Source organism: Arthrobacter sp. K4-10C, assembly GCF_059090085.1.
This window is the reverse complement of record NZ_JBNHFI010000001.1, coordinates 79,414-97,302: the sequence shown is the minus strand read 5'-3', so window position 1 is coordinate 97,302 and position 17,889 is coordinate 79,414. Positions and strand designations below refer to the sequence as shown.

The window sequence follows — 17,889 nt, the reverse complement described above, 5'->3', positions numbered from 1 at the left end:
ATGGGACTGCAATCCCGTGGATCAGGACCGGGCAAGCCGCTGGCCGGAGCCCGCGTCCTGATCACCCGCAGCCCGGAGCGTTCGCTGGAACTCGTGGCTGCGCTGGAGCACGCGGGGGCCAGCGCGCTGCTCCTGCCCCTCATCGACTTCGAGCGGGCGCCGGACCAGCATTCACTTGACGTTGCCTGTGATGCGCTCGGAGCCGGGGCTTTCGACTGGCTTGTGCTCACCAGCGCCACCACCGTCCATGTGCTCCTCGGGGAGGCACGTGAGCGTGGCCTTGCCCTGCACGGTTGGATCCCCGCCGGCACCCAAATCGCCGCCGTGGGTCCAGCCACCCGAAGGCTGCTGGAGGCCAACGGCATGGACGTGCACCTGACGCCTTCGGATGAGCAGTCCGCCGCCGGCCTGCTCGATGTATGGCCCGGCGGCGGACGGGTCCTGCTGCCCCAGGCCGATATTGCCGCCCCCCTTCTTGCGGAAGGACTGGCAGCGGCGGGCAGCAAGGTCACGGTGGTGGCCGCGTACCGTACGGTGGATTACCCGGCGGCAGCGGAGCGCAGGCTCGCCGTCCCGGCAGAGGGCGGGGGAGCGGGCCAGGCGCCACCGTCGTACTCCCTCCTCTCGTCCGCAGCCGCCCAAGCGGGCTTCGCGGACAGCAGCATTGACGCTGTCCTCGCAGCCTCACCCAGCGCCGTGCGCCGCATCGCCGACCTCTCGCCGCTGCACGGCTGCCGGCTTGTGGTGATCGGGCGTTCGACGGCGGAGCAGGCCGCCGCGCTCGGCCTGCAGGTGGCAGCGGTGGCGGCTGAGCCGACGCCGGACGGCCTTGTCGCCGCGGTCCAGTCCGCCCTTGGGCCTGCCGGTTCCGCTCCGGCCCCGCATCCGCAACCACCCGGAACAACGTGAAGGACAGGATCATGACTTTCCCCCGCCAGCGCCCCCGCCGCCTTCGGACCACGCCCGCCATGCGCCGGCTGACTGCCGAAACCCGCCTCGCACCGGCGGAGCTCATCCTTCCCGCTTTCATCCGGGAGGGGCTTAGCGAGCCGAACCCCATCACGTCCATGCCGGGCGTCGTGCAGCATACTACGGACACCCTGAAGCGTGCCGCCGCCGAGGCCGCCGAACTCGGATTGGGCGGCATCATGCTGTTCGGGATTCCGGAAATTCGGAATGCCGAGGGCTCGGCGTCGCTCGACCCGAAAGGCGTACTGAACAAGGCCATCCGGGACGTCCGGGCCGAGGTGGGGGACAGCCTGGTGATCATGAGCGACGTGTGCCTGGACGAATTCACTGACCACGGCCACTGCGGAGTGCTCGACGACGACGGGTACGTGGACAACGACCGCACCGTGGAGATCTACGCACGGATGGCCGTGGCCCAGGCGGACGCGGGAGCACACATGCTGGGGCCCTCCGGCATGATGGACGGACAGATCGCCGCCATCCGGACCGCCCTCGACGACGCCGGCCACGCCAACACCTCGGTTATCGCGTACTCGGCGAAGTATGCGTCCGCCTTCTACGGCCCGTTCCGCGAGGCCGTCGATTCCCAGTTGAAGGGAGACCGCCGGACCTACCAAATGGACGCCGGCAACCGCACCGAGGCACTGCGCGAGGTGGAGCTGGACCTGGCCGAGGGCGCCGACATCGTCATGGTCAAACCGGCAATGAGCTACTTGGACATCGTGGCCGACGTCGCCGCGATGAGCCCCGTGCCGGTGGCGGCCTACCAGATCTCCGGAGAGTACGCCATGATCGAGGCTGCCGCGGCCAACGGCTGGATCGACCGCCGGGCGGCCATCACCGAGTCCGTGCTGGGAATCCGCCGGGCCGGTGCCTCCATGGTCCTGACCTACTGGGCGGCCGAGCTCGCCGGCTGGCTCAGGGAGTCCTGATGACCGAAGCCGCTTCCGGGCCTACCGCTCCCGTAGGGGAGAACAGCATCCTGCTGGGCCTCAACACGTTCGGTGACGTCGGCGAGAATCCGGACGGCAGCCCGCAGGCGCATGCTGAAGTCCTGCGGCAGCTGCTGGAACAGGCGGAACTGGCCGACGCCGTCGGACTACACGCGTTCGGCGTGGGGGAGCACCACCGCAAGGACTATGCGGTGTCCGCGCCGGAGGTCTTCCTGGCGGCAGCGGCCGCCCGCACGTCGCAGATCAGGCTCGGCTCGGCGGTTACCGTCCTGAGCTCGGACGATCCCATCCGGGTGTTCCAGCGGTTCTCCACCGTGGACGCCCTCTCCAACGGCCGCGCCGAGGTCATGCTGGGCCGTGGCTCCTTTGTGGAATCGTTCCCCCTCTTCGGGTTCGACCTGGCCGATTACGAGGTCCTGTTCGAAGAGAAGCTCGAACTCTTCGACAAGGTGCGGGCGCAGAAGCCGGTGCACTGGGAAGGCCGCACCCGGCCCGCCCTGTCCGGGCTCAGCGTCCACCCGCATCTGGAACACCACCTGTTGCCCACTTGGATCGGCGTTGGCGGTACCCCTGAGTCGGTGCTCCGCTGCGCCCAGTACGGCTACCCGATTATCTTCGCGATCATCGGCGGCCAGCCGCGCGCGTTTCGCCCGCTGGTGGACCTGTACCGGGAGGCCATGTCCAAGTACGGGCATCCGATGCAGCAGGTTGCCACTCATTCGCCCGGGCATGTTGCTGACACCGACGAGCAGGCCCGGGAAGAGCTTTTCCCGCACTGGTTGAAGCTGCGCAACAAGCTCGGAGCCGAACGGGGATGGGGCCCTGCCGGGCGCGGCGAGTTCGATGCCCTCTGCGCTCCGGAAGGAGCGCTCTACGTTGGGTCGCCGGAGACCGTGGCCCGGAAGATTGTGCAGCTCAAGCGGAACCTGGGGGTGGACCGCTTCGACCTCAAATACAGCAATGGGCCGCTGCCACACGCCGCCATGATGCGCTCCATCGAGCTGATGGGTACGGCGGTGGTGCCCCGCGTCGCCGAACTGCTGAACTCCTGACGGACCGGCCAACTGAGAGAATAGGAACCATGACTTCCAGCAACCCTCGCAACGAGGAACTTTTTGACCGCGCCCGCAGACTGATGCCCGGCGGCGTCAATTCGCCGGTCCGCGCTTTCGGCTCCGTCGGCGGAACCCCCCGCTTCATGGTGGCCGCCAAGGGCCCCTACCTGACGGACGCGGACGGCAAGGAATACGTGGACCTGGTCTGCTCCTGGGGACCGGCGCTGCTGGGCCACGCGCACCCGGCAGTTCTGGAAGCTGTCCACGCAGCGGTGGACCGTGGACTGTCTTTCGGTGCCTCCACCCCGGACGAGGCTAACCTGGCGGCCATTGTCCAGGAACGCGTGCCCGCCGTCGAGCGCCTGCGGATGGTGTCCACCGGCACCGAAGCCACCATGACGGCGGTCCGGCTGGCCCGCGGGTTCACCGGACGCAACCTGATCATCAAGTTCGCCGGCTGCTACCACGGCCACCTGGACGGACTGCTGGCGTCGGCCGGATCAGGCGTGGCCACCCTCGCCCTGCCCGGTTCCGCCGGTGTCACTGAGGCCACCGCCGCCGAAACCCTGGTCCTTCCCTACAACGACCTCACCGCCGTCAAGGAAGCGTTCGCAGCGCACGGACCCAACATCGCAGCCGTCATTACTGAGGCCGCTCCCGCCAACATGGGTGTGGTCACGCCGGAAGAGGGCTTCAACCTGGGACTGTCCCGGATCACACGGGAACACGGGGCGCTGCTCATCGTGGACGAGGTTCTTACGGGCTTCCGTACCGGCTACTCCGGCTACTGGGGTCTCACCGGCGGGGCGCCCGATGCCACCGACCCCTGGACCCCGGACCTGCTGACCTTTGGCAAGGTCATCGGCGGCGGCATGCCGACGGCGGCACTTGGCGGACGGGCCGATGTCATGGACCACCTGGCCCCCATCGGTCCTGTGTACCAGGCAGGAACGCTGTCCGGCAACCCCGTGGCCATGGCCGCCGGGGTTGCCACGCTGACGCATGCCACCCGCGACGTCTACTCCTACATCGATGCCCGCTCGCTGGAACTCTCTTCTGCCCTTTCCGCCGCCCTGGATGCCGCCGGCGTGGACCACTCCATCCAGTTCGCCGGAAACCTGTTCTCGGTGGCCTTCGGAACCTCGGCGCACGGTGTCCACAACTACGCTGACGCGCAGGCCCAGGAGTCCTTCCGCTACGCGCCGTTCTTCCACTCGATGCTGGAGTCCGGCGTCTATTTGCCGCCGTCGGTGTTTGAGGCCTGGTTCCTCTCTGCTGCGCACGACGATGCCGCCATGAACCGGATCTTCGACGCCCTTCCGGCGGCAGCCAAGGCTGCCGCTGCCGCCCAAGGCTAGTCCCGGCGTCGGCCGCTCACCCCGGCACAAAGAAATCCCCGCCTCCCGGACCCATCCGCCCACCATGTATGGGGGAGAGGTCCGAAAGGCGGGGATTTCTGTCTCTATGCTTACAGGACGTCCGAGAGGAAGCCCTTGAGCCGGTCGGTGCGGGGTGCGGTAAAGATTTGCTCCGGCGGACCGGACTCCACCACCACGCCGGCATCCATGAACGTGACGTTGTCCGAGACGTTGCGGGAAAAGCCCATTTCGTGGGTCACCACCACCATGGTCATGCCGCCCTTCGCGAGGTCCGTCATCAGGGCCAGGACGCCCTTGACCAGCTCGGGGTCCAGGGCCGACGTGGCCTCATCGAAGAACATGACCTCGGGCTTCATGGCCAGCGCGCGGGCAATCGCCACGCGCTGCTGCTGGCCGCCGGAGAGGTTGGCCGGGCGGGAGTCGGCCTTGTGCCTCAAACCCACCAGGTCCAGCTGCTCCAGGGCCTCGGCACGGGCCTGGTCCTTGGGCAGCTTCCGGAGCTTGCGCAGCGCCAGCGACACGTTGTCCACCACGGTCTTGTGCGGGAACAGGTTGAACTGCTGGAACACCATGCCGATCCGCTGCCGGAGCTCGTCCGGGTTGTCCTTCAGGACAGAACGGCCATCCAGCAGGATGTCGCCCTGGTCCGGCTCAATCAGCCGGTTCATGACCCGCAACAGCGTGGATTTGCCTGACCCGGAAGGGCCGATCACCGATGCTGTGGTTCCCTTCTCCACATGCAGATCGATGCCGCGGAGAACGTGGTTGTGGCCGAAGGACAGGTGCAGGTTCTTGCCGGTCAGGGTTCCGGAAACGAATTCCGTCATGCCTGTGCCCCCTTGCCGATAGGTGCTGCCAGCTCGTCGGGCTCCTTCTTCTCCGGCTTGCCGGTACGCAGCCGGTGGTCGATGAAGTTCACGAAGTGGGTGAGCGGGACGGTCAGGATCAGGTACAGGACGCCCGCAGCCACCAGGGGCGAGAGGTTGCCTGTGTTAGCCATGGCGTCATTTCCGATCCGGAAGATTTCCCGGTCAGAGGCTGCCAGGCCCAGCATGAACACCAGCGAGGAATCCTTCAGCAGCGAGATGAACTGGTTCACCAAGGCCGGAAGTACCCGCCGGATGCCCTGCGGAACAACAACCAGGCGCATGGAACTGCCGTAGCTGAATCCGAGCGCCCGTGAAGCCTCAAGCTGGCCCTTTTCAACACTCTGGATACCCGACCGGAAGATCTCGCCGATGTAGGCGGCAGCAATCAGGGTCAGGGCCAGGATGCCCAGGGGATACGGGTTCCGCGAGCCTGTGATTTCCCTGGCGATCGGGCTCAGGCCGATGCCGATCATCAGGATCACGAGGATTGCCGGGAGGCCACGGAAAACATCGGTGTAGATGCGTGCCGCCCAACGGGCCCCCGCGTTGCGGGATATGCCCATCATGGCCAGCAGCAGCCCCAGCAGGGAACCGAGGATGCCCGAGGCCACAGCCAGCATCAGGGTGTTGGGAAGACCCACCATGAGCAGGGCGGGGATGACTTTCGCCATTTCCTCCCAGTTGAAGAAGGTGTCAGCAAGCTGGTCCAGGAGATCCATGAACGTCCCGGCTCAATCAGCTCTGGGGAACCGTGGCGGCCTTGCTGCCCGGCTTCCAGTCACTCGGCATTTCACGGTCCGGGTACCATTCTTTGGTCAGCTTGGACCAGGTTCCGTCAGCGATAACGGCGTCAAGGCCGGAGTTCAGCGCGTCAATCAGGGGCTGGTTGTCTTTGGCCACGGCGTACGCGGTGAAGTTCTCCGTGTTGACCTTGGACTCGACAATGGCGGTGCCGTCGCCTTCCTTGACCTGTCCTTCAGCCTGCTGGGACGGAGCCACCCAGGCATCCACCTGGCCGTTGCGCACGTTGGCGTAGACGGTGGCGTAATCAGGGAAGCGGATGGGTTCCATCTTCAGGGTGTTGGTGACGTAGTCGTCCTGCACGGTGCCCTGCACCACGCCGATGCGCAGGTCGGCGGTCAGGTCGTCAAAGCCCTTGACGTCGCCGTCAGTCTTCGCGACGACGGCCATGTAGCCGAAGTCGTAGCCGTTGGTGAAGCCGACGTTCTGGCGGCGGGCCTCAGTGGTGGAGATAGACGAGGATCCGACGTCGAACTGCTTGGTCTGCACCTGGGAAAGGAGGGCCGAGAAGTCGGTGGCAACAAATTCCACCTCGAGGCCAAGCTTGGCGGCGACGGCGCGCAGCAGCTCGTTGTCGTAGCCGGTGAACTTGCCGGAGGGGTCAATAAAGATGTTCGGCGGGGCGTCCGAGAGGGTTCCCACTTCGAGCCTGCCCTCGGTGTTGAGGCCGAGCTTGGTCTTGTCAATCTGGTCGATCGGGGTGACATCGGCAGTGGTGTACTTGTCCAGCGTCTGCTGGTCACTGCCGGCGAGGGCATCAGTCGGGGTGCCGCTGGGCTCCGAGGATCCTGAGCCGCACGCGGCCAGGGAAACCGCCAGGGCCAGTGCAACGGGAGCGGTAGTCAGCCACTTCATCGCTTTGATTTTCATCAGGTTGTCACTTTCATTGAGTCATAAGTCAACCGGGCCGCAAGGCTGCGCTGGTGGCGCCTGGCACCTGCCCCGTGCTGGTCAAGCATGGCTAGGGCAGGGGTGACCGCAAAACTTTATTGTCTCACTTCACTGAAAGTGGACCGATGGCGAAACTACTGCACGTCATTCCGGGCGGATCCCAGAACTTTATTCGGAGAACCCTCTTCGTCCCACATGTAACTGCTGGTGCCCGCCGTGAACGGCGAATCCGGGCGGGGCTGGGACCGCCGAAATGGAAAGCATGATTACTGTGACTTACCTCGCATTACATTAGTCCCGGCTGGTAGCGCGCCTAGAATCCGCCGGTGCTTGCGTCCTGCGGCGGGAGCACCGGCCAGTCACCTTCTATGACGGCGGCGGGCTTGGTCTTGCGGAGGTAGCCTTGGAAGTCCGCAGCCTGGCTCACGGCCCAGTCGACCTGGAGCTGGTGTAGTTGGCTGGCGGGCATCATCAGCTTGGGAAACTTCCCTGCCATTGCGTCGAGCACCTTCAACGTTGCCAGGGCGTCCGCCGCCGAGGTGTGCGCGTTGTCCAGGACCACGCCGTACTCTTCGCAAAGAGCCGTGAGGGTACGCTTGCCCTTCCGGTACCGGTCCACCTGCTTGTTCATGACGTAGGGATCAAGGACGGGGAACCGTGTGAGTTGCGGCACGCCATAGCGGGCAGACTCGGCGGCCAGCACAGTGAAGTCGTAGCTGGCGTTGAAGGCAATGACGGGAACGCCGGCGTCGAAAAGGTCCTGCAGGACGCCCGCCAGCTCCCTGGTGACCTCATGGGCGGGGCGCCCGTCCCGCCGTGCCTGTTCGGTGGTGACGCCATGAACATCGCTGGCTTCCACGGGAATCTCCACACCGGGATCCGCCAGCCACTCATGCTCGTTGATGATGTCGCCTTTGTGGTCCACAACGGTGACCGACGCCGTGACAATCCGCGCCGCACGTGAGTTCCGTCCGGTGGTTTCGAGGTCGAAGGCTGCTCGGGGGAGGGTGTTCCAAGTGCTCATGCTTCAACGCTAAGGGGGACCCCGGACAATTCCCGGGAGCGCCACTGCGGATACATTGGAGCAATGCGGATTGAGTACGTGGAGGCGGTGCTGGCCGTTGTGGGGCTGGTACCGGCCGGGTCCGCTGTTTCATACGGGGACGTCGCCGAACTGCTGGGATCAGGCGGGCCGCGGCAGGTGGGGTCGGTGCTGAGCCATTACGGAAGCGGTGTTTCATGGTGGCGCGTCCTCAAAGCGAGCGGACATGCTCCCGAAGGACATGAAGCCGAAGCCCTGCGCCATTACCTCGACGAAAAAACGCCGCTCACCGGAGCCTACGAGGCCTTCCTTCGGACCGGGGAGGGCCGGTGGCGCGTGGATCTGCCCGCTGCACGGTGGGCACCGACGGACCAGGATTTGGACCGTGTGGACACTATCGCCGAGGAGCTGGAGCGTCGGCTCCACAGATTGTCGGTGGCTGATGATGGAATGTCGGTGTGACAGTAACACTTCCCTTCACGGGGCCACGCGACGAATACCGGCAGGATCTGCAGCCGGGGCAGGAGCCCGCATTCCACTCCGGAGCTGACACTGCAGGCGGCAGCCAGGACGTCCACCCCGCCAGGCATCCGTCAGCCGCCCTGCGGTTGCTGCCTCCGCGCCAGATCCACGCGGCCGCGCCGGCGCTGAGCCCTGACCAGCAGGCCGCCGTCGATGTTCCCCGGGGTGCCGGACCCGTCCTGGTGCCAGGGGCCCCCGGGACCGGTAAGACCACCGTCCTCATCGAGGCCGCCGTCAAGCGCGCCCTCCAGGATAGTATCGATCCCGAGCGCATGCTGATTCTTGCCCCCAGCCGGCTGGCAGCGGACTTCCTTCGCGACCGCTTCACCGCCCGGCTGGACCGGAGCCTCAGCACAACCCCCGCGCGGACGTGGGCATCCTATGCCTTCGACCTCATCAGGCGCGCCAAGGCCGAGGGGATCATTCCGCGGGCCAGGCCGCCACGCCTGCTGTCCGGCCCCGAGCAGGACCTCATCATCAAGGAACTCCTGGAAGGGCACCGTCTGCCGGGCCTGGAACTTCCTTGGCCGGAGGACCTGGACGGCGCACTGGAAACCCGCGGGTTCCGCCAGGAGGTCCGGCAGCTTTTCGACCGGATCATCGAATCCGGGCGGACGGCAGAGGATCTTTCCCAGCTCGGCCGGGAGTGCGGCAGGCCCGATTGGATCGCTGCGGCCGCCCTGTACAACGAATACCGGGACGTCCTGGACCTGCGGATGCCGGAGGCCTTCGACCCCGCCGGGATCATCACGGCGGCACGACACATCTTCCAGGATGCTCCGGAATTCCTCGCAGCCGAACGGGAGCGGCTGCAGCTGATCGTGGTGGACGATATCCAGGAAGCGAACCCCGCAGTGTTCGAACTGCTGGCAGACATCGCTGCCCGGCAGGACTGCTACGTGGCGTACTCGCCGGACACCGTGGTCCAGGGCTTCCGCGGGGCACGGCCGGACCTCGTGGCCGAGTTGCCCCGGCTGCTGTCGCCGCAAGCACCGGTGGTGGAGCGTCCGCTGTCCCATTCACACCGCCTGGCTCCGGCACTGGCGGAGGCCTGGCTCGGCGTCGCCGGCCGGATTTCCCAGCGGGCGGGCGGACGGCTTGCCCGGCGGCTGGATCACTTGGAGGAGAACCAGCCGGCCGAGGACCCCGCGGGCGGGAACCGCCAGGATGGTGCTGTGGAGGCGCACCTGGTTCCTTCTGCCGTGCATGAACTCCGGTATGTTGCCCAGCGGATCCTGGACCAGCACATCAACCTTGGCCGGGACCTCACGGAGATCGCGGTCATTGTGCGCAACGGCGGGCAGGTCAGCGAACTGCAGCGTTATCTTTCCGGGCAGGGTATCCCGGTGCGGGTACCGGTGGCCGAGTCTGCCGTCCGGGACGAGGTGGCGGTCCGCCCCCTCCTGGATGCTTTTGCCATCGCACTGGACCCCACGCTCCTGACCCCGGAAGCCGCGGTGTCCCTCCTCACTTCCCGGATCGGGGGTGCCACGTCCATCGAACTCCGGCGGCTCCGGCAGTCCCTCAGGCGCGAGGAGTTGCTGGGCGGCGGCGGGCGGACCAGCGATGCACTCCTCGTTGAGGCGTTGCTGGAGCCCGGCGCGCTGGGTGCCTTGGGGATCGAGGGCAGGGCAGCCAGGCGCACTGCCCGGATGATCCAGTCCGGCCGTGAGGCAGCGTTCCAGCCCGGCGCCAACGCCGAATCGGTGCTGTGGGCGTTATGGAGTTCCACCGGCCTGGCAGCATCATGGACGGAAACCGCGCTGGCGGGGGGCCCGCACGGGGCCCGCGCCGACCGCGACCTTGACGCCATGATGGCGCTGTTCCACACGGCTGAGCGCTATGTTGACCAGATGCCTGGGGCCGGGCCTGAACAGTTCCTGGAGTACCTCCTTAACCAGGAACTTCCCATGGACACCCTTGCCGCCCGCGCGCAGGTGGACGACGCGGTGGAGCTGATGACGCCCGCCAGTGCAGCAGGGAGGGAATGGCCGGTGGTGATTGTGGCAGGCCTTCAGGAGGGGGTGTGGCCCAATACCCGGCTCCGGGGGGAGCTCCTGGGCAGCACCCTGTACGCGGACGCCGTCGAACACGGCACCGGCTATGCGCTGCAACGTGATCCCCTGAGCCGGCTCCGCGACATCCGTTACGACGAACTGCGCAGCTTTTCCACCGCCGTCTCCCGGTCGCGGGAGTTGCTGATTTGTACTGCCGTTTCTTCCGAGGACGACCAGCCGTCCTCGTTCCTCGACTATGTCGCGCCGCTGGAGCGGGGCCAGGAGCGCAGGGGTTTTACTGCAGTGGAACGTCCCATGACCCTGCGGGCCCTCGTCGCCGAGCTGCGGCAACACGCCCAGTTGGACGGAAGTGAAGCTCCAAAGGCCCGGGAAGCGGCACGGGTGCTGGCCCGGCTGGCGGCGGCCGAGCCCCCCGTCCCGGGTGCCCATCCCTCCACATGGTGGGGCCTCGCGCCGCTCACCTCGGAGGCGGCAGTGGTACCGCCAGGCGGTACCGTGTCCGTGTCGCCGTCGAAAGTGGAAACCGTGCAGAAGTCGCCGCTGGACTGGTTTGTGCAGGCAGCAGGCGGTGAAGCGGCCACAGACTTCGCCCGCAGCCTGGGAACGCTGGTGCACGCCATCGCGCAGGAGTTGCCGGAAGCATCGGGCGCGGAGTATGTCGCGGAGCTGGTGCGCCGCTGGCCTGCCTTGGGCATGAAGGACAACTGGGAGGGAAGGCTCGATTTCCAGCGTGCGGAGGCAATGGTGCGCAAGCTTGCCCAGTACATCCTGGTGATGCGTAGCGAGGGCCGCAGCCTCGTGGGAGTGGAACAGGATTTTGAAGTTGCCCTCGGCGAGGTGGCAGTGGATGAAGCGGCGCCGCGGGAAGCCGTCCTCCGGGGCCAGGTGGACCGCCTCGAAATCGACAGCGAAGGCAGGCTGGTCATCGTTGACCTTAAGACGGGCAAGCGGCAGCCCGGCAAGGGCGAGCTGGCCAGGCATCCCCAGCTCGGTGCCTACCAGGCTGCGGTTCTCGCCGGTGGCTTCACGGGAATAACAGACAGCCAGGGTGGCTCCCTGCCTGGCGGGGCTGTGCTGGCCCAGCTCGGAACAAGCGCCAAAAACCCCGCCGTCCAGCAACAGGATGCACTCGACCCGCAGGAGAACTGGGCCCTCGACATGGTGAAGGACGCAGCGAAAGTGATGGGCGGTAAGGAGTTTGTTGCCCGGCATGATCCGGCAAAGAGCAGCCATGGAGGCCATGGCTGCAAGCTTCCGGAGGTGTGTCCGCTGTGCGTGCGGGGAAGGCAGGTGACGGAATGAGCCACAGCCTCGATGTGCTGCCCAGCCAGCATGGCGCCGGGGCGGACACCGTGCTGCCCGGAACGCCCAGGGCGGTTCCCCAGCCGCCGGAGCCGCGGTTTACCCCTGAGGAGCTGTCGGTGCTCCTCGGGGAAAAGAATGTGCCCACCCTGGAACAGTCGGCCATCATTTCCTCTCCGCTGGCGCCCCGGCTGGTCATTGCCGGGGCCGGGTCGGGAAAGACAGCCACCATGGCGGACCGGGTTGTGTGGCTTGTGGCCAACGGCTGGGTGCGGCCGGAGGAAGTCCTCGGCGTAACTTTTACCCGGAAGGCAGCCGGTGAACTCGCGTCCCGGATCCGTGCCAAGCTGGTGGCTCTCCAGCAGCTGGTCGCCAATGACAGCGCGCACAGGGTTTTTCCGGAAGGCCTGCTCACCAGCGACGCGCTGGAACCGAAGGTGTCCACTTACCACTCGTTCGCAAGCGGCATCGTCGCCGACTACGGGCTGCGCCTGGGGGTGGAACGGGATGTGGTCCTCCTGGGCGGCGCGCAGGCATGGCAGCTTGCCAGTGAAGTGGTGGAGGCTTACGACGGCGAATACACCCACTTCCGTGCCGCAAAGTCCACGCTGGTAAAGGCGGTCATCCAGCTCGCCGGGGAATGTGCGGAACACCTCCAGGAGCCGGAGGACGTTGAGGCCTGGCTGATGGCGAGGCTGCAGGACTTTAAGTCCCTTCCTTACCTGGCAGACAAGAAGAAGAACGCTCCGCAGGCCGCCGCCGAGCTGGCCGGCATGCTCAGGACCAGGGCCAGCGTTGCGGACATGGTAGGCAGGTACGCGGCGGCAAAGCGGAGCCGCGGTGCCCTCGATTTTGGGGACCTGGTGGCCCTCGCAGCCAAGGTCGCCAGGGACGTCCCGGTAGCCGCCCACATGGAGCGCGAGCGGTATAGGGTGGTCCTGCTCGATGAGTTCCAGGACACCTCGCATGCCCAGTTGGTGCTCTTCTCCCGCCTGTTCGGTGGGGGACATGCGGTGACGGCCGTCGGGGATCCCAACCAGTCGATTTACGGCTTCCGGGGAGCGTCGGCCGGCCAGCTGTTCCATTTCGTCCGGGAGTTTCCGGTGCGGGATGCGCCGGCGGGTGAACCGGCGCGCTGGGCACCTGCGCCCACGTCCTACCTGACCACCGCGTGGCGCAACGGGCGCTCCATCCTGGCGGCAGCCAACGTGATGTCGGAAGCGCTGGGCAGGGCCGGGGCACAGCGGGGACCGGCAGGTGGAGGAGGAGCTGCTCCAGTGGACGTGCCTCCGCTGCAGCCCAGTCCCTACGCGGCCGAGGGCGCTGTTGTGCTTGGCCGTTTCGGCAGTGACGTGGAGGAAGCCTCGGCACTTGCGGAGGATGTCCTGAAGTACAAGGTGACCGACTTCGAGGTGAAGCCTGACGGCTCACCGGTGCCGCCGGCCATCGCCGTCCTGTGCCGGCGGCGCGCGCAGATGGAAGTGATCCGCCGCCAGTTGGAGGCTAGGGGCATCCCCTACGAGATCGTGGGCCTTGGCGGACTCCTGGACACGCCGGAGGTGGTGGACCTCGTTGCCACTTTGCGGGTGCTCGCGGACCCGGGCCGATCTGACGCCCTCATGCGTCTCCTGGCAGGAGCGAGGTGGCGGATTGGGCCTGCGGACCTGATGGCACTGCGGGACTGGTCCAGCCATCTGGCCCGCCGGCGCGGGCAGGCCGCGGAGCTGTCCGGTGACGGGTCTGCCGACGGTGGTCCGACGGTCCTTGAGGGCGACCTGACGGATGGCGCCAGCCTGGTGGAGGCGCTGGACTGGCTGCCGCGGGACGGATGGACCTCCGCCAGCGGCAGGAGCCTCAGCGCAGCGGCCCGGAGCCGGCTGGTCCAGCTGTCCGCGGAGCTGCGGCAGCTCCGCGGCTACCTCGGTGACGACCTCACCACGCTGCTCGGCGAAGTGGAGCGGGCCATGCTCCTGGACATCGAGGTTGCGGCGGGCCCAGGCGTCAGCATCCACCAGGCCCGCCGCAACTTGGATGCCTTCCAGGATGCCGCAGCCGGTTTTCTTCGCACATCCCAACGGGTGGACATCCTTGCCTTCCTGGCCTGGCTTGAGGCTGCCGCAGCCGAGGAAAACGGGCTGGAAGCCCCGCCGGCTGATGTAAACCGGGAAGCCGTCCAGCTGCTCACCGTCCACGCCTCCAAGGGCCTGGAGTGGGACGTGGTCTTCGTACCCGGGCTGAACGCCGGCGCGTTTCCCACGGACAAGGACTCCCGTTGGAGCAGCGGGAGTGCGGCACTGCCGTGGCCCTTGCGCGGGGACCGTGCGGACCTGCCGCAATGGGACCTGGACCAGCCGGACCAGAAGGGCTGGCTGGACGCCGAAAAGGACTTCAAGGCAGCGGTGCAGGCGCACGGGGAATCGGAGGAACGCCGCCTCGCCTACGTTGCCTACACCCGGGCCAAGCACGTGTTGTGGGTGTCCAGCGCTGCCTGGGTGGGATCGCGTGCCGCCCGGGCCGAAATGTCACCGTTCCTTGCCGAACTCGATGTCCTCGTGAAAACGGCGGTGGGTAGGGGGCCTGCCCCGGCGTCGGTCCACCCGCGGTCCCTTGAGGAAGCTGCCTTGCCCGAAAGCAGTCCGCTGTCCGCTGAAACCGAGGTGGCGGGGTGGCCGTACGATCCGCTGGAAGGCCCCGTGGACCCCCGCACGGGGGAGCGGCTCCGGCTTGCCCGGGGACGCAGGCACGCCATGGACATGGCAGCTGCCCGCGTGCTGGCCGAACTGGAGTCCGGCGGGGAACAACTGGAGCCCGAAGTGCCAGGGGTTGAAGGCAGCCAGGCGTGCAGCACCGGTTTGGGCGGAACGGCAGAGGGGTGGGCCCGGGAAGCGGCGCTGCTGCTGGAGCGAAGGGCCAAAAGGTCCCACGGCCAGGATGTTCACCTGCCCGGCCACATCTCCGCATCCATGCTGGTGGATCTGGGGGACGACCCGTCGGAGGTGCTCGCCAGGCTGCGTCGTCCGGTTCCGCGCGAGCCCGGGATGTCAGCGCGGAAAGGAACCGCGTTCCACGCCTGGGTGGAGGAATATTTCGGCGCTGCCGGGATGCTCGACCTGGGGGAAGCTCCCGGTTCGGACGAGCATATCGACGCCGCCTACGATCTCGATTCCATGGTGGACACCTTCCGGGCTTCACCCTGGGCTGAGCGGTCCCCAGCCTTCGTGGAGGTCCCCGTTGAAACCCGCGTGGGCGAGGTGGTGGTGCGCGGGCGCATCGACGCGGTGTTCCAGGACGCCGACGGGCGCTGGGACCTCGTGGACTGGAAGACCGGCCGCCGTCCCTCCGGTGCACAGCTACGGGCCAGGTCGGTGCAGCTTGCCGTGTACCGGCTGGCATGGGCGCGGCTGAAGAACGTTCCGCTGGAGGACGTCCGGGCAGCGTTTTTCTACGTGGCAGACAACGAGCTGGTGCGGCCGCACGATCTTGGAACAGCAGCCCAGCTGGAGGCAATCGTCGCGGCCGCCCTGGGCTCCGGCTGAGGAGCCGCGAGGGCAGCGGCCACCGGCCCGCCCGCTGGCTTACGGCTGGTTGGCGTTGATCACGGGAAGGGCCGTGGTGGAGGTGTCGTCGGGATCATCCGGGGAAGTTCCCGGCTGCCCGCCGGCCGCCTGCCCCGGTTCGACGGGAATGGGGGCAACGTGAACAGCCGGCCTGGCCTGCAGGGGGGTCGCTTCCACCACGGGCTGGGCCGGGACGGGAACAATTTCCACAGCGGGCTGGGCCGGGACGGGGACAACGGTAACAGGGGGCACACCCGTTCGTGGGCCGCCGTCGGACGCCTCTTCACGCCGCGCGTCCACGTGGGACTCGCCACTGCCGGGCACGCCGGCCGGGGTGGCCGCGCTCAAAATTCCGCCGCCCGCCGCCTCCCCGGCAGTGGGCTGTGGCTCGACACTGATGGGCTGGCCGCCATGTTCGGCAATGTCACTCGCGAGGGTTTCCAGCATGCCTTCCGCCTCGGCTACGATCCCCGGATCGCCTGCCGCGATTCCCTTGACCAGGTACTGGGCGAGGGCGAATTCGGCCGAAAGGGCCGCCCGCCGCAGCAGATGGCTGTCCGGGGTGTCGCGCCGGCTGGCGGTGTAGCTGGCCAGCACGGCATCCACGAAGTCCTGCTCATTGGAGGCCACCAGCCAGGCGAAGTCGTCAGCCGGGTCGCCGATCCGGAGGTCGGTCCACCCCGTCACGGCCGTGACGCGCTGGCCTTCCACCAGAATGTTGTCCTCGTGCAGGTCTCCGTGGACCACGCATGGATTGAAGCGCCAGAGGGATACATCCTCCATGGCATGTTCCCACCGCAGCAGGAGTGCCGGTGGAATCTTTCCCGTGGTGGCCGCCTGGTCCAGTTCATTCAGCCTGCGCTGGCGGAATTCGTTGGGAGTGTAGCTGGGCAGGTCAGCGTTGTTGACCAAGGCCCGTGGCAGGTCGTGGATGGCTGCCAGGGCTGCGCCGATTTCGCGGGCCAGGGCTTCCGGGCCCGCGGTTAGTTCCTCAACGCTGCGGGTGCTGCCGGCCAGGTGTGAGTAGACAAATGTGCTCAGGGTTCCCAGCCGGACGCTGCCCGCCACAGTGGGCATCAGGAACGGAAGCTCGGCCCGGACACCGGGTGCGAAGGCCCGCAGCACCAGGAATTCCGTCTCCAGCCGGGCGCTGGCCTCAGCGTGCCGGGGGGACCGAACGCGCCAGCGCTTGCCCTCCGAATCCAGGAGCAGAGCCGAATCGAAGTCCGCGGGATCATCCGGGGCAGAGCTAACGGCCGTTGGGGTCAGTCCGGGGACTGCCGCGGTTGCAACGGCTGCCAGTTCAATCGGTTTTCTTCTCACCGTTCCACGGTAGATTGCCCGCCGTCCAAGTCACCGGTCTGCCGGCGGCGAGTCTTCAGATCAGTGCAAATGGGGTACCCCTTCCTACGGTTACCGTTGTCCGGCCGAATGCGGATTGTCGGTCCATGTCAGTACGGTGGATCCATGAGCCACGCGGATTCTGTCACACCGGTCCATCAGGGAGCGCCGGCGCTGCCGGCCAACCATCTTCGGGAGACCCTGCTTCCTGTTCCGCCGGCCCTGGTTGACCGGGGATCGGCTGTGCGCGCAAAGCCCGGAATGGTGGAGGAACTCCTGGCTGCACCCGGCACTCTGGCTATCGTCCTGTCCGGCCGGCAGGGACTGGTGCAGGGCGGCGGCCTGTTCATGGCCGGCGCCAGGGACCTGCTGGAGGGGCTCTCGGCGGCCTTTGCCGCTCCGGACCTGGTGGTTTACCTCGGTGCCGCCCTGCCCGGGGCCGATCTTCCGGCCGGCACAGAGTTGGTGCTCTACGTCCTTCCGGAACCGGTTGAACCAGGCACCGGTGGCATACCGGGCGATGCAGCCTGGGCGGGATTCCGGGATGTGGCTGCCGGCCTCAGTGCCACCCACACTGCCCTGTTCGTTGAGGCAAGCGCCATCGCCAACTGGCACTCCGGCCACACCCACTGTCCGCGGTGCGGGACGCCCACGGTGGTAGAAACGGGCGGCTGGGTGCGCCGCTGTCCGGCAGATTCGTCCGAGCATTATCCGCGGACGGACCCTGCGATCATCGTCACCGTGGTGGGTCCGGACGGCAGGCTGCTGCTGGGCGGCGGGGGCCCGGTGGACGCGAAGAACTTCTCCACGCTTGCAGGGTTCGTTGAGCCCGGCGAATCGCTGGAACAGGCTGTGGTGCGGGAAGTTTTTGAGGAAGTGGGGGTGCGCGTGAGTGCCTGCCAATACCTTGGCTCGCAGTCCTGGCCGTTCCCCGCCTCCCTTATGCTTGGATTTACCGCCGTCACCGAAGACGCGAAGGCAACGCCCGACGGCGTGGAGGTCACCAGGGCGCGCTGGTTCAGCCGGGAGGAACTCCAGGACGCCGTGCTCAGGGGGGACATCACCATCTCCAGCAGGCTCTCCATCGCGCGGGCGCTCATTGAGCACTGGTACGGCGGGCGGATCGAGGACCGAGCCGGCGCCTAGACTCCATATCCACCAGACTCCAAGCATGCGGTAGTCGAGACACA

13 protein-coding genes are annotated in these 17,889 nt (G+C 67.1%); 8 read left to right on the top strand and 5 right to left on the bottom strand.

Features of this window, described 5'->3' with window-relative positions; translation table 11 throughout:
- The 4 genes from AC5RUU_RS00385 to hemL are packed head-to-tail and all read left to right on the top strand — an operon-like array spanning position 1 to position 4,335.
- Entirely contained in the window at positions 1-909 is a 909-nt protein-coding gene (locus tag AC5RUU_RS00385; protein WP_493973254.1) for a uroporphyrinogen-III synthase, read from the top strand.
- A gap of 11 nt (positions 910-920) precedes the next feature.
- Positions 921-1,901, top strand: a complete 981-nt coding sequence (gene hemB / locus AC5RUU_RS00380; RefSeq protein ID WP_493973253.1) for a porphobilinogen synthase — start codon at positions 921-923, stop codon at positions 1,899-1,901.
- Positions 1,901-2,974, top strand: a complete 1,074-nt coding sequence (locus AC5RUU_RS00375) for an LLM class flavin-dependent oxidoreductase (protein WP_493973252.1) — start codon at positions 1,901-1,903, stop codon at positions 2,972-2,974. The genes hemB and AC5RUU_RS00375 overlap by 1 nt, the downstream gene beginning before the upstream one ends.
- Positions 2,975-3,003: 29 nt before the next feature.
- On the top strand, positions 3,004-4,335 hold the full coding sequence (gene hemL / locus AC5RUU_RS00370) for a glutamate-1-semialdehyde 2,1-aminomutase (protein ID WP_493973251.1): 1,332 nt from the start codon (positions 3,004-3,006) through the stop codon (positions 4,333-4,335).
- Between the two features lie 110 nt (positions 4,336-4,445).
- Here hemL and AC5RUU_RS00365 read toward each other — a convergent pair whose 3' ends face one another.
- From AC5RUU_RS00365 to AC5RUU_RS00350, 4 genes are all read right to left on the bottom strand, one after another.
- On the bottom strand, positions 4,446-5,183 hold the full coding sequence (locus AC5RUU_RS00365; protein ID WP_493973250.1) for an amino acid ABC transporter ATP-binding protein: 738 nt from the start codon (positions 5,181-5,183) through the stop codon (positions 4,446-4,448).
- Complete coding sequence (locus AC5RUU_RS00360; protein WP_493973249.1) at positions 5,180-5,944, bottom strand: amino acid ABC transporter permease; 765 nt, start codon at positions 5,942-5,944, stop codon at positions 5,180-5,182. Before AC5RUU_RS00360 ends, AC5RUU_RS00365 begins: the two co-directional genes overlap by 4 nt.
- A gap of 16 nt (positions 5,945-5,960) precedes the next feature.
- Positions 5,961-6,896: a substrate-binding periplasmic protein gene (locus tag AC5RUU_RS00355; RefSeq protein WP_493973248.1), complete on the bottom strand. Its 936-nt coding sequence runs from the start codon at positions 6,894-6,896 to the stop codon at positions 5,961-5,963.
- Positions 6,897-7,230: 334 nt separating this feature from the next.
- Positions 7,231-7,941 (bottom strand): 3'-5' exonuclease, encoded by a 711-nt coding sequence (locus AC5RUU_RS00350; RefSeq protein ID WP_493973247.1) that lies wholly within the window; start codon positions 7,939-7,941, stop codon positions 7,231-7,233.
- Between the two features lie 63 nt (positions 7,942-8,004).
- Between AC5RUU_RS00350 and AC5RUU_RS00345 the strand changes: the two genes are divergently transcribed.
- From AC5RUU_RS00345 to AC5RUU_RS00335, 3 genes are all read left to right on the top strand, one after another.
- Positions 8,005-8,421, top strand: a complete 417-nt coding sequence (locus AC5RUU_RS00345; protein ID WP_493973246.1) for an MGMT family protein — start codon at positions 8,005-8,007, stop codon at positions 8,419-8,421.
- A gap of 140 nt (positions 8,422-8,561) precedes the next feature.
- Positions 8,562-11,801, top strand: coding sequence for an ATP-dependent helicase (locus AC5RUU_RS00340; RefSeq protein ID WP_493973670.1), 3,240 nt, complete (start codon positions 8,562-8,564; stop codon positions 11,799-11,801).
- Complete coding sequence (locus AC5RUU_RS00335; RefSeq protein ID WP_493973245.1) at positions 11,798-15,337, top strand: ATP-dependent helicase; 3,540 nt, start codon at positions 11,798-11,800, stop codon at positions 15,335-15,337. Before AC5RUU_RS00340 ends, AC5RUU_RS00335 begins: the two co-directional genes overlap by 4 nt.
- 39 nt (positions 15,338-15,376) lie before the next feature.
- On the opposite strand, the gene AC5RUU_RS00330 is transcribed toward AC5RUU_RS00335, so the two are convergent.
- Positions 15,377-16,681, bottom strand: a complete 1,305-nt coding sequence (locus tag AC5RUU_RS00330; RefSeq protein WP_493973244.1) for a macrolide 2'-phosphotransferase — start codon at positions 16,679-16,681, stop codon at positions 15,377-15,379.
- 144 nt (positions 16,682-16,825) lie between these two features.
- On the opposite strand from AC5RUU_RS00330, the gene nudC reads away from it, so the two are divergent.
- Positions 16,826-17,845 carry an NAD(+) diphosphatase gene (gene nudC, locus AC5RUU_RS00325; protein ID WP_493973243.1) on the top strand — a complete coding sequence of 340 codons (1,020 nt, stop codon included), beginning with the start codon at positions 16,826-16,828 and terminating at the stop codon, positions 17,843-17,845.
- The last annotated feature ends 44 nt before the right edge of the window (positions 17,846-17,889 follow it).